The sequence below is a fragment of the Halomonas sp. genome (assembly GCF_034520545.1).
In the GTDB taxonomy this organism is placed as follows: domain Bacteria; phylum Pseudomonadota; class Gammaproteobacteria; order Pseudomonadales; family Halomonadaceae; genus Halomonas.
In genome coordinates this window covers 663194-676997 of record NZ_JAXHNN010000009.1, presented here as the reverse complement: position 1 = coordinate 676997, position 13804 = coordinate 663194, and the positions used below count along the sequence as shown (strand labels likewise).

21 protein-coding genes and 2 pseudogenes are annotated in these 13804 nt (G+C 64.6%); 4 read left to right on the top strand and 19 right to left on the bottom strand.

From position 1 onward, the window contains the following. Positions 1-35 precede the first annotated feature (35 nt). The 6 genes and pseudogenes from U5L98_RS08315 to U5L98_RS08295 form a co-directional block, all read right to left on the bottom strand. Positions 36-404, bottom strand: a complete 369-nt coding sequence (locus U5L98_RS08315; RefSeq protein ID WP_322557898.1) for a cobalamin-dependent protein — start codon at positions 402-404, stop codon at positions 36-38. 162 nt (positions 405-566) lie between these two features. Beyond that, positions 567-944, bottom strand: a complete 378-nt coding sequence (locus tag U5L98_RS08310; protein WP_322557897.1) for a hypothetical protein — start codon at positions 942-944, stop codon at positions 567-569. A gap of 124 nt (positions 945-1068) precedes the next feature. Then, positions 1069-1434, bottom strand: a pseudogene (locus U5L98_RS08305) (dihydropteroate synthase); the annotation flags it as partial. A 221-nt stretch (positions 1435-1655) separates the two neighbouring features. After that, positions 1656-1766 carry a homocysteine S-methyltransferase family protein gene (locus U5L98_RS08300; RefSeq protein ID WP_322557829.1) on the bottom strand — a complete coding sequence of 37 codons (111 nt, stop codon included), beginning with the start codon at positions 1764-1766 and terminating at the stop codon, positions 1656-1658. Between the two features lie 77 nt (positions 1767-1843). Next, a pseudogene (locus U5L98_RS18870) lies at positions 1844-2107 on the bottom strand (homocysteine S-methyltransferase family protein); the annotation flags it as partial. After that, the gene (locus tag U5L98_RS08295; RefSeq protein WP_322557828.1) at positions 2104-2553 is read right to left on the bottom strand and encodes a homocysteine S-methyltransferase family protein; all 450 of its coding nucleotides are present in this window, start codon (positions 2551-2553) and stop codon (positions 2104-2106) included. The pseudogene U5L98_RS18870 and the gene U5L98_RS08295, both read right to left, overlap by 4 nt. Positions 2554-2871: 318 nt before the next feature. Between U5L98_RS08295 and U5L98_RS08290 the strand changes: the two genes are divergently transcribed. Together U5L98_RS08290 and U5L98_RS08285 are read left to right on the top strand one after the other, a co-directional pair. Then, positions 2872-3639 (top strand): SDR family oxidoreductase, encoded by a 768-nt coding sequence (locus tag U5L98_RS08290; RefSeq protein WP_322557827.1) that lies wholly within the window; start codon positions 2872-2874, stop codon positions 3637-3639. A gap of 85 nt (positions 3640-3724) precedes the next feature. After that, the gene (locus tag U5L98_RS08285; protein ID WP_322557826.1) at positions 3725-4198 is read left to right on the top strand and encodes a TIGR00730 family Rossman fold protein; all 474 of its coding nucleotides are present in this window, start codon (positions 3725-3727) and stop codon (positions 4196-4198) included. 10 nt (positions 4199-4208) lie between these two features. On the opposite strand, the gene U5L98_RS08280 is transcribed toward U5L98_RS08285, so the two are convergent. The 4 genes from U5L98_RS08280 to U5L98_RS08265 all read right to left on the bottom strand — a co-directional run bounded on the left by U5L98_RS08280 (position 4209) and on the right by U5L98_RS08265 (position 7462). Beyond that, positions 4209-4505, bottom strand: coding sequence for a fibronectin type III domain-containing protein (locus tag U5L98_RS08280; protein ID WP_322557825.1), 297 nt, complete (start codon positions 4503-4505; stop codon positions 4209-4211). A 1004-nt stretch (positions 4506-5509) separates the two neighbouring features. Continuing rightward, on the bottom strand, positions 5510-6241 hold the full coding sequence (locus U5L98_RS08275) for a hypothetical protein (RefSeq protein ID WP_322557824.1): 732 nt from the start codon (positions 6239-6241) through the stop codon (positions 5510-5512). A 166-nt stretch (positions 6242-6407) separates the two neighbouring features. Further along, positions 6408-6890 carry a hypothetical protein gene (locus U5L98_RS08270; RefSeq protein ID WP_322557823.1) on the bottom strand — a complete coding sequence of 161 codons (483 nt, stop codon included), beginning with the start codon at positions 6888-6890 and terminating at the stop codon, positions 6408-6410. 92 nt (positions 6891-6982) lie between these two features. After that, positions 6983-7462 (bottom strand): hypothetical protein, encoded by a 480-nt coding sequence (locus U5L98_RS08265; protein ID WP_322557822.1) that lies wholly within the window; start codon positions 7460-7462, stop codon positions 6983-6985. A gap of 318 nt (positions 7463-7780) precedes the next feature. On the opposite strand from U5L98_RS08265, the gene U5L98_RS08260 reads away from it, so the two are divergent. Further along, positions 7781-8251, top strand: coding sequence for a hypothetical protein (locus U5L98_RS08260; RefSeq protein WP_322557821.1), 471 nt, complete (start codon positions 7781-7783; stop codon positions 8249-8251). A 217-nt stretch (positions 8252-8468) separates the two neighbouring features. On the opposite strand, the gene U5L98_RS08255 is transcribed toward U5L98_RS08260, so the two are convergent. The 9 genes from U5L98_RS08255 to U5L98_RS08225 form a co-directional block, all read right to left on the bottom strand. After that, positions 8469-8831: a cupin domain-containing protein gene (locus U5L98_RS08255; protein WP_322557820.1), complete on the bottom strand. Its 363-nt coding sequence runs from the start codon at positions 8829-8831 to the stop codon at positions 8469-8471. A gap of 9 nt (positions 8832-8840) precedes the next feature. Continuing rightward, on the bottom strand, positions 8841-9350 hold the full coding sequence (locus tag U5L98_RS08250) for an MFS transporter (protein ID WP_416208195.1): 510 nt from the start codon (positions 9348-9350) through the stop codon (positions 8841-8843). Between the two features lie 60 nt (positions 9351-9410). Then, positions 9411-10034, bottom strand: coding sequence for an MFS transporter (locus U5L98_RS08245; RefSeq protein WP_322557818.1), 624 nt, complete (start codon positions 10032-10034; stop codon positions 9411-9413). A gap of 21 nt (positions 10035-10055) precedes the next feature. Beyond that, a complete protein-coding gene (locus tag U5L98_RS08240) occupies positions 10056-10685 on the bottom strand; it encodes a hypothetical protein (protein ID WP_322557817.1) in 630 nt (209 codons plus the stop codon). Continuing rightward, a complete protein-coding gene (locus tag U5L98_RS08235) occupies positions 10673-11134 on the bottom strand; it encodes a hypothetical protein (RefSeq protein WP_322557816.1) in 462 nt (153 codons plus the stop codon). The genes U5L98_RS08240 and U5L98_RS08235 overlap by 13 nt, the downstream gene beginning before the upstream one ends. Positions 11135-11239: 105 nt before the next feature. Further along, positions 11240-11791, bottom strand: a complete 552-nt coding sequence (locus U5L98_RS18865) for an NAD(P)-binding domain-containing protein (RefSeq protein WP_416208224.1) — start codon at positions 11789-11791, stop codon at positions 11240-11242. Positions 11792-11816: 25 nt separating this feature from the next. Next, on the bottom strand, positions 11817-12056 hold the full coding sequence (locus tag U5L98_RS08230; RefSeq protein WP_322557815.1) for an NAD(P)-binding domain-containing protein: 240 nt from the start codon (positions 12054-12056) through the stop codon (positions 11817-11819). A 58-nt stretch (positions 12057-12114) separates the two neighbouring features. After that, a complete protein-coding gene (locus U5L98_RS18860; RefSeq protein WP_416208194.1) occupies positions 12115-12354 on the bottom strand; it encodes an ankyrin repeat domain-containing protein in 240 nt (79 codons plus the stop codon). Beyond that, a complete protein-coding gene (locus U5L98_RS08225) occupies positions 12251-12871 on the bottom strand; it encodes an ankyrin repeat domain-containing protein (RefSeq protein WP_322557814.1) in 621 nt (206 codons plus the stop codon). The genes U5L98_RS18860 and U5L98_RS08225 overlap by 104 nt, the downstream gene beginning before the upstream one ends. A 120-nt stretch (positions 12872-12991) precedes the next feature. Here U5L98_RS08225 and U5L98_RS08220 point away from each other — a divergent pair, with 120 nt between their 5' ends. Further along, on the top strand, positions 12992-13615 hold the full coding sequence (locus U5L98_RS08220; RefSeq protein ID WP_322557813.1) for a hypothetical protein: 624 nt from the start codon (positions 12992-12994) through the stop codon (positions 13613-13615). Positions 13616-13804 lie beyond the last annotated feature (189 nt).

The window sequence follows — 13804 nt, the reverse complement described above, 5'->3', positions numbered from 1 at the left end:
TATCTCCTCCGCGTAGGACGCGCGGGTCTCCCGGCTCAGGAGCTTGGAGACCACCCCGGACGGCGAGGCTCGCATCCTTCACGTGGACGACCGGTCCCGGAGTACTGCGGTGCGATCTTCACGGCGGTGTGGACCTGGCTCGTGGTCGCACCACCGACGAGAAGCGGCGACCGAAAACCCCTCCCGCTCCATTTCCTTCGCCACGTGCACCATCTCGTCGAGCGACGGCGTGATGAGGCCGCGAGAGGCCGATGATGTCGACGTCGTCGTCCCGCGGCGGCCTCCAGGATCTTCTGCGCGGGCACCATCACGCCGAGGTCGATGACCTCGTAGTTGTTGCACTGCAGCACCACGCCCACGATGTTCTTGCCGATGTCGTGCACGTCGCCCTTCACGGTGGCCATGCAGGACCTTGCCCGTTCTCGCGGACGCCTCGCCGTCCGTCGGCCTTCTCCGTCCTTCGATGTAGGGCTGGAGATAGGCCACCGCCTTCTTCATGACGCGGGCGCTCTTGACGACCTGCGGCAGGAACATCTTGCCCGCGCCGAAGAGGTCGCCGACGACGTTCATGCCGTCCATGAGCGGGCCCTCGATGACGTCGAGCGGCTTGTCGCAGCTTCTGCCGGGCCTCCTCGGCGTCGTCCTCGATGTAGTCGACGATGCCCTTCACGAGCGCGTGGGCGATGCGGTCCTGCACCGGCTCTTCGCGCCAGGCAGGTCGTGCTCTTCGCCTCGCGGTCGGTCCTCTTGCACCGGTCTCGGCGAGGTCGAGCAGGCGCTCGGTGGCGTCCTCGCGGCGGTTGAGGAGCACGTCCTCGACGTGCTCGAGCAGCTCGGCGTCGATGTCGTCGTAGACCGTCGAGCTGGCCGGCGTTGACGATGCCCATGTCCATGCCCGCCTGGATGGCGTGGTACAGGAAGGCCGAGTGCATGGCCTCGCGCACGGCGTTGTTGCCGCGGAACGAGAAGGAGATGTTGCTGACGCCGCCGCTGACCTGGCGCGCCGGGCAGGTTCTCCTTGATCCACTGCGTGGCCTCGATGAAGTCGATGCCGTAGCGGGCGTGCTCCTCGATGCCCGTGCCCACGGCGAAGATGTTCGGGTCGAAGATGATGTCCTCGGCGGCGAAGCCGACTTCTTCGGTCAGCAGGTTGTAGGCCCGCTCGCAGATGTCGACCTTGCGCTCGATGCGTGTCGGCCTGCCCCGCCTCGTCGAAGGCCATGACGACGGCAGCGGCGCCGTAGCTGCTGACGCTTGCGGGCCTGCGTCGAGGAAGTCCTCCTCGCCCTCCTTCATGCTGATGGAGTTGACGATGCGTTTGCCCTGCACGCACTTGAGCCCCGCCTCGATGACCTCCCACTTGGAGGAGTCGATCATGATGGGCACGCGCGCGATGTCGGGCTCGGCGGCGACGAGCTTGAGGAAGGTCGTCATCGCGGGCCGAGTCGAGCATCGCCTCGTCCATGTTGATGTCGATGACCTGCGCGCCGTTCTCCACCTGGTCGCGGGCAACCTCGAGCGCCGTCGTCGTAGTCGCTCGTCCTTGATGAGCCGCGTTGAAGCTGCCGCGAGCCCGGCAACGTTGGTTCGCTCCCCGATATTCACGAAGAGGCTGTCCGAAGCGAGCGTGAGCGGCTCGAGCCCGCTGAAGAAGGTCACGCCGTGCCTCGGCGTTCCGGGCACCTGCCGCGGCGTGCGTGCCTTCGCAGCGGCCTCGGCGATGGCCGGATGTGCTCCGGCGTGGTGCCGCAGCAGCCGCCGACCATGTTCGAGCAGCCCCTCCTCGGCGATACTCGCCGAGCGACTCGGCCATGAACTCCGGGCTGTCGTCGTACTCGCCGAACTCGTTCGGCAGCCCCGCGTTCGGGTAGTCAGACTGGTGCACGTGTCGCGCAGCCTCGCCAGCTCCTCGAACGTAGGGCGCGCATCTGATCGGCGCCGAGGGCGCAGTTGAGCCCGACGCTGCAGCGGCTCGGCAGTGCTCCATCGAGTACCAGAACGCGGTGGCGGTCTGTCCGGTGAGGGTGCGGCCGCTCTGGTCGGTGATGGTGCCCGAGATCATGATGGGCAAGCTCGACGACCGCTCTCGTCCTCGAAGGTCTCTCAGGCCGCGTAGATGGCCGCCTTCGCAGTTGAGGGTGTCGAAGATGGTCTCGATCGAGCACGAGATCGACCCCGCCCTCGATCAGGCCTCGCAGCCTGCTTCGGCGTAGGCGCCGTGCAACCTCGTCGAAGGTCACGTCGCGGAAGCCCGGGATCGTTGACATCGGGCGAGATGGACAGCGTCTTGTTGGTCGGGCCGACCGCGCCGGCGACGAAGCGCGGCTTGTCGGGCGTCTTCTCGGTGAACGCGTCCGCGGCGGCGCGGGCGATGCGGGCGCCCTGCGACGTTGAGGTCGTATACGCAGCTCCTGCATGTGATAGTCGGCCTGCGAGATTGCGGTGCTGTTGAAGGTGTTCGTCTCGATGATGTCCGCGCCGGCCTCGAGAAACTGAGTGTGAATGCCGCCGATAATATCGGACTGGGTGAGGTTGAGCGATCGTTGTTACCACGCAGGTTGACGGGACTTCCGTCTTTGGCGGTAAAATGCGGCGAAACGCTCTCCGCGGAAGTCCTCTTCCTCCAGAGGGCGTGGGTCTCTGCTCATCGTGCCCATTGCACCGTCGAGGAAGACGATGCGGCTACCGAAGCGTCTCACGGATGCTTGAAATGCGTTGTTCTCGCGTCATGGGGATCCCTCTACAAGGTTGCTCAGTATACAGATCACGAATGGACTTGGCCACTGCGCCGTAGTTCGCCCGGTTGCACACGGGACCCCGCGCGGTCTATAGTGGCACCACACACATATGCGATAACTCGAGGAGGAACTCATGCGTCTGGATGGAAAGATTGCCGTCGTTACCGGCGGTGCACGCGGAATCGGGGAAGGTATAGGAAAGCTCATGGTGCAGGAAGGCGCGGAGGTATTCCTCGTCGATCTGCAGAAAGAGACCGTGGAGGCAACCGCCGCGGCCCTCGGAGAGAAGGCCCGCGGCCTCGTCGCGGACGTTTCGGACCCGGAGTCAATCGAGAAGCTGTTCGCGGAAGTTCTCGATGCCACCGGCGGGCGACTCGACATCCTGGTGAACTGCGCAGGAATCGGCACACAGTCCCCCTTCATCGACACGTCGCTCGACCTCTGGAACAAGGCCATGGCGATAAACCTCACCGGCACCTTTCTCTGCAGCCAGCACGCGGCTCGCGCCATGACGGAGAGCGGGGGCGGCTCGATCGTGAATATTGCATCGATCTCCGGCAGTCGCGCGGGAACGGGACGCACGGTCTACGGAACCACGAAGGCCGGCATCATCCATCTGACGAAACAGATGGCCATCGAGCTCGCCTCGCGCGGTATCCGAGCGAATGCCGTCTCTCCGGGGCCGGTCGACACCGAGCTGACGAAGCAGGTCCACACTCAGTACCAGCGCGAGCGCTACTACGCCCAGATACCCCAGGAGCGCTACGGGACCATCGAGGAGATCGCCTACGCGGTGCTCTTCCTCGCTTCCGAGGAGGCTTCATACATCACCGGGCACAACATCGATGTGGACGGCGGCTTCATGGCGGCGGGGTTGCTCACACCCGAGGACCAAAAGTAGGTGCCGATGCACGGGAAGACGGCCGGGCTCGCGGCGGTAGCGGTGTTCTGCGGCTCGATTACCGGGCGCAACGAAGCGTACCGGAATGCGGCCGGGCCGTCTCGGGCAGGTGCTCGCCGAGCGCGGCATCGAACTGGTGTACGGGGGCGGCAACGTAGGCCTCATGGGCGTGATAGCCGACGCGGCCCTCGCCGCCGGCGGGCGCGTCGTCGGCGTTATGCCGCAGCATCTCGTCGATCGTGAGGTCGCCCATCGGGGGCTCTCGGAGCTGAAAGTCGTCGCGGACATGCACGAGCGCAAAGCGACCATGGCGGCTGCGGCGGACGCCTTTATTGCCCTTCCCGGCGGACCCGGCACGATGGAGGAGTTCTTCGAGGCCTGGGTATGGAGGCTTCTCGGCCTGCACGGGAAGCCCATAGGATTGCTGAATACCGAGGGCTACTACGACCGACTCGACGCGTTCTTCTCGCAGGTCGTCTCCGAGGGGTTCATGGCCGAGGACGCGCGGCGCGCGCTCGTAGTTGAGGCCGACATGGATCGGCTCCTCGACCGTCTGTAGACCCCACAGGTTACGGAGCGGTCCACTCCAGAAACCAGCCTGTCGCGGGCATTGCGTCGTCATCCATCGATGTATGGAAGTCGGATTCGACACCTCCGGCCACGGCCGCGACGGCAAACTCCCACGTGCCGTAGGTCAGCAGGCTCTGCGTCACGGTCAGCGTCGGCGTGTCGCCTGCCTGTACCTCGGACACGCTCTGCCATTGATACTCTCCCCGGGGTCGGGCGTACACATGGTAGGAGTCGATCTCGGACGCGTCGGCGGGCGGGTCCCAGGCAAGCACGAAGCTCTCCGCGGCTACACGCACGGCTTCCCGACCTTGTTGAGGTCCGGAAACGGGAGATCGGCGGTGGTAGTCGCATCGGCGATGATACGCACGCTTTCACCGGCACCCGCAATTACGTCTCCTCCGTCGAGAAGCTGTAACGACAGCCGATCGTACCCATCAGCTACTCCGGTAACCGTCGTGGAGGCGCGGCCGCCAGACGCTCGCGGGGACCGACAGAGTCGTCTCGTATCCGTCGGCGTCGACGATCGTCGCCTGGACGGACGGGGAAACGGTGTGCTCGTCGTTCCAGGTGGTGCTCAGCTCGAGCGTTCCCGTCCCGTCGACGACGCTGACATGTATTGCCACCGAGGTCTGCGTTCCCGCCTAGAGCGAGACGGAAGCCGTCCCGTCCGCAACGGAGAAACCCGTACTGTTCGTGCCTACGGCGTCTACCGACCACGTACCCGGGTTCAGATCAGCTACCGTGGCGCTGCCGTCGGCAGTATCGACCTCGAAACTGTCTCCGTCAGTCCGGTACCCGTCAGCCGGTACCCCGCCAGCTGCGTGTCCGCATCCGGCAGTATCGTCTGGACGAGAGACCGCCGACGCTGAGCGCTACCGACGCCCGCTCTCCGACAACGACGTTGCCGGAGAGCGGCTGGTCGCGGACCACAGCGTGGCCAGGACGCCCGGCCAGGGCGATCAGAACGACTACCCGGCCCCGCGGCTGTGCGCGGGACCGGCGGCTTCCACGTGCGTGGAGCACCCATCATTCGACCACCGAGAAGCCGTGTGAGGCCGAACCGGATCGATTCCCGTCTGCCGTGTATGCAATGGCGTCGAGCCGGTACGTTCCGGGGGTAAGGCTCTGCCCAAGCGTCACCGTGTCCCCGGCAGCCAGGTAGGCTCCGTTGCGTACAGGTGAAGGACACCGTGTCCCCGTCTCGCTTTCTCACCGTACCCGTGACGGTCATCGAGCCGCCGAGCTCCAGGCTCGACACTGCTCGCTCAGGCTCACCTCGAGCGGTTCATCGAGATCAGGGTCAATCGTGGTGATCCGTATCGCCTGTCGGCGGATTGACGCTACTGAACTCGATCGTGCCGCTGGTGGTAGCCCCTGCCGCGACACGGGTGGCCTCGGCAGCACCGGCAACTGCGGTGCCGGCGTCGAGCACCTGCACCGAAAGGGTATAGTACCCTGCCGCAGTGTCGGCACTTTCGTAGGTCGCCTGCCCCGCCCCGGAGATGGTAAACGGAAGATTCACGCTCTCCCCGTCGGAGGACACGAGCTCCGCCGCGATCGAAGGGTCGGAGACATCGGCATCCGGCCAGGTGACAGAGACACTGAGCGTCCCCGCACCCTCGTACGGACGCACGGCTACCGTGAGTTGGGAGGTCTCCCCCGCCGAGATGTCGGTCTCACCGCTGCCGCTCGCGACGTCGACCCCGTCCAGGTTGTAGCCGACGACATCGATCGTCCACGGCCCCGTGGTGAGCTCCTCCACAACGATCGTACTACCGGTGGTTGTTCGCTCGGAAGAAGCGTCGTTCGGCCCGGTCCCGGAAACGACGTACGAATCCACATCCATATCCAGGTCGGGCAACAGGCTCTGCGTACCGATGGACCCGACGTTCACTTCGAGTGAGCCACCGGGGTCGTGAACCGGAAGCTGACAGGCGGCAAGACCCGCCAGGGCAATTGCTGCGACAAGGGCCGCCGCGGTCCGTACCGCCGTCCGGGCATACCTCGCCCGTTTGCTAAAAACACCATTCATGAGGAAACCTCCAACACAAGTTGTTGGATACACCCTTGCATGAACCGTGCCAAGCCGGAATCCGCACGGTGACGGCGCTCTAACTGGTTACGAAAAAGTGACTTGGATTTGGAGGATTATTTCGGTGTACGATTTACCTGACGCCGGCCGATGACGAGAACGTAAGTCAAAGTCCCAGATGTGCCGGAGCTACCACGCTGCGGGCTGCAATGCCACTATCCCCGGAGGCGGCCTCCGCACGGCCGAGAGCGTCGTAGAAACTGTTCCACGCCGCACGCTCGAGGTGGTACCGCGTCCGCACCTTCTCGCCGGCGGGATCCCGGAACGGGGGCCGACTTCGTGCGGCGAGGCGCAGGACGCCGGAGGCCTCCTCGTGCCGCCCGGCGGAAGCGAGGTGTGCGGCGTGCAGCGCCAGCCGCAACACGATAACGCTGTAGCAGCGTGATGTCACGAAACAGCCGGTGAACGGATCGATCCGGGACTTCGTTCTCTCCATCCCCCAGGGCAGGACTTCGGCGTAGCGTGTGAAGTAGTAGGTTCTCGCGAGGTCCCCGATGAACCGACCGGTCCGGGCCGCGGCGATGGACTCACCGGCAAAGGCCTCCTTGTCATGCCGCATGATGAGCCCCGGCTCGTGCACGTACCGCAAGGAGCTCCCGTCCTTCCTCGTAGAGCACCGACAGAATGTACGCCTGGTCCTCGGCGCGGCCGATGAAGGAGGGGGTGAAAGGCCGGTAACGTCTACGAGTAGTCCACGAGGATGCCGTTCGTGCCGCCGGTTACATGAACCCGCTCGATGCAGCGGGTACGGCCGTCGAGCGCGGTATCGGCGTCGTAGCGTGTCATCATCTCGGCCCGCGTACTAACCGCCATGGGGAGCTTGTTGAAGAACACGGCAGCCTCGCCCGCCGGAATATCTTCGGGAAACGGCACGTCGGGCGTGTATACACCCTTACCGATGTCCTTCTCGTTCACCAGCGCGCCGGCGATCATGCCGAGCTCCACCCGATTTCCCTCACGATCGACCCCCTGGGCACCCCACAGCGGGGTCATGAAGTGCTCAAAAGCCGACGCGCCGGTCTGTTCGGCGAGCTCGGGCTGGGGAAACACCTGGTCGAGATCTATCTTGAAGGTCGCGCGAATGTGCGGATCGACAAAGACCTGCCAGAACCCCGCGATCGCCTTCAGAAAGGAGTAATGTCTGCCGTACTCTCCGTCCACGCCGAACACCTCCACGACCGACTGAAGCGAGTCGGCCGAGAGGTCAGGGCGCGAGCACGTCTTCTACGATGCGGCGGCAGTCCACCCTCGGTAAAGAGGTATACATCGAGATGCTCGAAGGCACCCGCTCGCCGTATCTCCTCGCCGAGATACTCGCGTCCCACCTCGTGGAGGCCGTCGTGCGTCACCGACAGACTGAGGACCGACCGTGAGACGTGCCTCAGAGGCGACCCCACGGTGCTCCTTTTCCCAGGCAACCGCATCATTGAGACCCCGCAACCCGTATATCGCCTCGTTGTTCTCGGGCGGAGTCCCTATATGGATGGGATGGTCGTAGAAGTAGCGCTGCTCCTCCTCAAAGGCATGGCGGATGCGGGATTTTACACCGTCGCCGTGGGGCAGCGCATCGATTTCCTCACGGGTATGGGGGACCGTCAGGAGGACGTTCGACGTGACAAGGAGCTCGGTGACAGGGTCGGCGAGCGGTCTGTCGTTGAGCTTCTGAAGCTCGACGCCGCGGCGGTCGCGGAGCTCCGCTATTGCGGCTTCCGTCCGACCGAGGAGTCGCGCACCCTCCGGGAAGAGGACCTCCCACAGAAGACTCCGGGCGTCCTCGTCCCACCTACGCGTCCGGCCCGAACGGCTTCGGCGGCCTCGTCGAGGTTACTGCGCCACTCGGTGTCGGAGTCCCGTAGATCGGAGAGCTCGGAGAGGGCCCGCTCCGCGGCGGTTTCGAGAAACGTGTCCAACTCGTCGCTCGCACCCGCCGGTCCGGGTTCTGTTTTGTAACCCGCGCCGCCGCCTGTTCCGCCATGGTCTCTGCCGGCGAGGCGTGCACCGAGGGTCGAGAGTCGCCTCGCGGTACTCGTATCGCCGAGCCCCCGAAAGTCGACGCCACCGAGGGGCTCTCGCCCCTCCGAGCCGAACAGAATCGCATCGAGCACCGTGTGTATGGAATCGCTCACCGGAACCTCCTGAGATCGACCGCCGCGGAGGAAGATACCTCTCACTCGCGGTGCACACGGTCCGGAGAGAACGCCGGACGGCACACCGACCAGTATTCCGCCGGCTCATCGAAGGGGTTCGAGTACTGTACCCGCGTTCCGGCGCGAACCAGTGTGAGCTGTCCGGCGGAAAGCTCGAACGCTTCCTCGCCCACGATGATCCGCTTGCGGCCTTTGACCATGAGGGTCAGCTCGTCGAACTCGGGAGTCTGAGCCGGTTCGGACCACCCGGGCGGGGCCTCCATCCGAGCTACGCTGACGTCCTTCATACCGGTACTGGGTATGCCGAAGTGCTCTTCGATGTGCTTACCGTCGTCGGTCGGCACCACAAAAGGTGTGTCCTGCTTGATATACGCGTCGCTCATCCTGTCTCCTCAGGCCGGGGTGGTGCCGGGGGTTGCCTGTTTCGCCCGTCGCAGCGGCAACAGCGCGAGACTCGCCACGGTCAGCGTTCCGAGCGCTATGAAACCGGCTTCGAAGTAACCGGCTGCCGCTACTGCACCGAATGCACGCGGGGCTATACCCGCACCTACCAGATTTGCCATGGGAATTGCAAGTGCAACGGCCAGATTACGTGCCGCGACCGGCGCTGTGTCCGTGAGTGCCGAATCGCGACCGGGAAGAAGGCCTGCACGACAAGGGGCTGCAGAAACACCGGCTATGAGCAACACCGTACCGTGAGTGAGCCCGATCAGAACCGTCATGACCCCCGTCACACTCATGATGACACTCACCACCGCGGCGAAGCCGAAGCGGTCCGAGAGCGCCCCGGCCGTGAAAATCGCCGCGAAGCCGGTAATGCGGGAGACTCCAACCAGGTATTTCACGGACCGCTCCGAGTGCCCGTGCTCAACAACCAGAAAGGTCGGAAGCATCGAGAACACACCGACCGCCGTGCTCACGACGACGGCGAAAAGGGTCGGCGGTGATCCAGGAAATCGCGGCTATGCAGAACAACTTGATGTTCTCGAAGTGCGGCGGCTTCGCCGCTCTCTCGGTGTCCGCGCCCCGAATGCGGCGAACACCGCGGCCGCTATCAATGCGGCCACGCCGGTGAGCGCAAATACTCCGCGCCATCCCGCCAACGGGGCGATGATGGCTGCGAGTATCGGCGCGAGAATGAACGCCAGGTTCGGCCCCGTCTCGTGCATGGCGAGCGCCTTTCCCCGGTGGTGGTCGGGCACGAGCGCCGCAACGGAGGCGACTCCGGATCCGGGATAGAGGCCATTGCCGAAGGCCCCCACGAACAGCACGACGTGGAAGGCGAGAACGGTCTGCACCGTCGAGAGGACGAGAAACGATACGCCAGTCAACGCTACGCTGCCCACGATGGTCCAGCGATGGGTGTAGAGCTTTGCGGCAAAGCCCGATATCAAGAGCCCCGTCGTAAAACCGAAGGCCGCGGTCAGAAAGAAGCTGGATGCTCGTCCGTATTCGATGCCCAGACCTGATGAGATCCGCAGCAGCAGCGGCGCGAGCAGGAGGCGCGGGAAAACGGCGAAGAACACCATCATGATGAGAAACATCACCCAGGGCACCGCCGAGGCGAACCGTTCATTGTCCGACATCTACCGGAATCTCCCTTCTATTCATTTGACCGTGTAGACCGCGATCTCGTTGGTAGCCTGTTCGGCCGCGGCGACGTAGGTCTGCGAGTCCGATTCCAACACGGCCACGTTCGCGGCGCTGACACCCTTCGCCGCAGGCTCGTCGGTCACCCCCACCTGGTCGCCGAATGCCTCATCGCCCGTTCCCGCGCTCGCCCCACGCCGTATTACGCGCAGATCGGAGCTTTCGCGACGGTCGGAAACCAGCACGGCGGGCTCACCCCGGAGTTTCCGCCCCGCGGTGCCGTGCCCGAAGGCGGCCGGCGCGGACCAGACCTTCGACCAGATGTCTCGCTCGAGTAGATTCGCCCGCTGCTGCGCCCGATACAGCGCGATCCGGTTTCCGTGGAACGGCTCGACGGTCGCAAGCTGCGGAGCCCCATCGCCGAGAAGGTCGACGAGCGCGACCTCGCTGATGGGCGCCTCGAGCAGCGGCCCCTCCGCCCGCGGATGTGCGGAATCGTCGAAGGTAATCGCGAACAGCCCCTGATCTCCGGACACGAGCACGACGTCCCGCTCGTCGAGACGCGTGCGGAGCATCCCGTGGTTATGATAGAGGCCCTCGAGAACCGGCGTAGAGCCGCCCGGTTCGCCATCGGTCAGGGTATCCACGCGTGGTAGACGACACCGGGACGGGACCAATCCTCCTGCGAATCCTTGGCCTGGGTGATGGTCGCCGCTACGAGATGATAGCCACCCTCCCCGGGCACCGTTTCGATACGATGAACGAAGGGTAGCTCGAAAAGACGTTGTACGGACCCGCCTGCCTCATTGTCCGGCGACAGGCGGTAGATGCCGCCGGCCTCGAAGCGAAAGATCGGATAGCACTGCATGATGGCGAGGTAGGCGCCCTTTCGGCCGGGCTCGGATATGATGCTCATGCAGCCCCCCGGCCCCGGCGCTATCTCGTCATTCTGCCACACACCGTTCTCCAACCTCAGCCGAATCACCGGGCCCTCGGTCTCCGGGGCCGCGAGAAAACCGACACCGTCCCCGGGATGCAAGGGACTCACTACGTAAGGATCGGACAGGGGGCAGGAGAACACCCGGGAGAATTTCACGAGGATCCCTCCGTGCGCTCGTCCGGTCGTGGGGCGCCGCCGTCGCCCGAGATCTCGCGCCCCATCACCTGTTCCCACAGCTTTATCAGTGAGGGCTGGGAGAGATCACCGAGCCCAGCGGCCCGGCCGGCCACGAACACCCTGATCGACGGCGGCGGTCGCCAGGGATCGGGACATCCTGCATGCGGGCGAGGTCCCGCGCATAGCCGAGGTCTTTCCACAGCAGCTCAACCGTACCCCGGAGCAAAGTCGCCGCTCGTGATCGCCTCGGCGCTGACGTCGAGCACCTTCGAGCCGGCCCAGCCACCCGGATCGCGTGGTAGAGCGTGTCGAGGTCGATGTCGTTCCGTGGGCGAGGCTGAACCCCTCGACGGTGGACGTGAAAGCGGCCGCCGCGATCATGTTGTTCACGAGCTTCGTCGATGCCGCCGCTTCCACCTCGCCCACGTGAACTACCGATGAGCCCATGAGCGACAGCAGATCCTTGTGACGCGCGAATACCTCCGGCGCACCGCCGACCATGATGGACAGTGACGCCTCGCGGGCGCCCTTCTCTCGCCCGGAGAACCGGCGCATCGAGGAAGTCGATCCGTTTCTCCGGTCGAGCACGTCGCGGATGCGGCGGCTCGCGACGGATTCGGTGGTTGAGAGATCGATGAGGGTGGAACCCGGCTCGAGGTGTTCAGCGGCCGTCCATGCCGCCGAGCACGACTGTCTCGACCGCGTGCGTGGACGGCAGCGACAGCAGCACCACGTCCGCTTCGCATACCTCCGAGGGGCGTCCGGCGGCTTCTACACCGGTCAGCCCTTCCAGGCGCGAGCGGTCGACATCAAAGGCAATAACCGAGTACTTACGGGAGAGGTGGGAGGCCATCGGGCGCCCCATGACCCCGAGCCCAACGAATCCAATTTCGGGTTTCATGCCCCCATTGTCGCGCAGATTCGACACCTCGTCACCCGGCTCTGCATATCTCGGCCTCTTATTCTTCAGGAGAGCCTTCAGGGTGTCGAAGGCCTCCGTGCCGGCCAGCTGCTCTGTTCATCTGAACGTAGTCCCAGGCGGTATTGCCATGCACGTCCTCACGGCCGGGCTCGGCGCCGGCGTCGAGCAGGTACTCAATCACCTCGGGGTTCCTGTTGAACAGCGCCGCGGTCATCAGCACGGTGCCACCGTTTTCGCCGGTGTCGTTTACGTCCGCGCCGGCACTCGAGCAGCACATCATGCACCTCCGTGTTCGGATTCACGCCGAGCTGCGATGAGCAGCGAGTCGACCCGTCAGCGCCCCGCACATCTATGTCAGAGCCCGCATCGAGCAGCATACGGACGACCTCCGGATTCGGATTGCTTCGGGAGGCCGACAGCAGGGGCGTCTCTCCGATATTGTTCTTCACGTTGACGCGTGCGCCCTCGTCGAGGAGCAGGGCGACGACGCGCTGGTCGGAGTTGTACGCGCTTGCCATCATCAGCGCGGTGGTTCCCGCCTCGCTGCGGGCGTTCACATCGGCGCCGGCTTCCAGCAGCGCACGAATACTCCCGAGCGACTCGTTGAATGCTACGGCCAGCATCGGCGGCGTCCGGCCCTTCTCGGACCTCGCGTTCACGTCGGCGCCGTCCGCTATCACCTCGCGGATCTCCGTCGGGCTTCCTTCTCGGACCACGTCGAACAAATCACTCTGGGCCGGCATTACCGGGGCCATCAACATCACGCCCAGAACTGCAAAAGTGGAGCTCGCCATCAGGCTCGCTTCATCGGAATCCTCCTGTCGGAAGTCTGATACCAGTATACGGATGATAGGCCTTCTTGACCAAGAGGCACGGCCCTTGACAGCCAGGTTACTAACCGGTAACATTGCCGCATGAGCGAGCCGGGAAGCGGAAACGGCGAGGACGGAAAGCGCACGGAAAAGCGTTTGGTGGAGGCCGCAATCGAGATCATTCGCACCGACGGCTTCTCCGCGCTGGGGGTAAACGCAATTGCCGATCGTGCTGCGTCAGCAAGGTGCTCATATACCGCTACTTCGGCGACCTGTCTGGTCTCTACCGCGCCGTCGCCGATCTGGATCCCCTGCAGTCCCGCGCTGCGGAACAGGCGCTGGGACGCATCAGCAGGCACTCCGCTCGCCGACGTGGTGCGCCATGTAATCCTGGACCTTCACGCCGCGGTGAAGGAGACGACCTCGCCGAGCAGCTTCTTCATCTGGGAGCTCGCGTTACCGCCAGATGCGACTACCGAGGCTTTCTCCGAGGCGCGGGAAGAAGAGCGGGATTGGAGCTTCACGGACCGGTATCGGAAGGTGGTTGCGCCGCAGGATCAGCCCGAGACCTCGACATGCACGCGCTATTCGCCATTATCACCGGGCGCGGTCTTCTACCTGACCCTCCGCAGCGACGCAGTCACCGAGTTCAACGGTATCAACATCGGCTCCGAGGTCGGCTGGGAAGCGCTTACAGATGCGGTGGCTGAGCTGCTGAAAGCGTAGACATCATCGACGGCGGCGTATCCGCAACCATTTTCGGTGACCGCCGGCGAGCGCTTCAGCCCACAAGCTCCGTGTACATGCCCTCATTCGTGTGAGCGACGCGCCCAGATGGCTCGCGTGGTGCGGAGGCCGCGGGCAGTGACGAGCTGCCACTCCCCAAAGCGGACTTCGAGATGGCCCGCTGAGTCC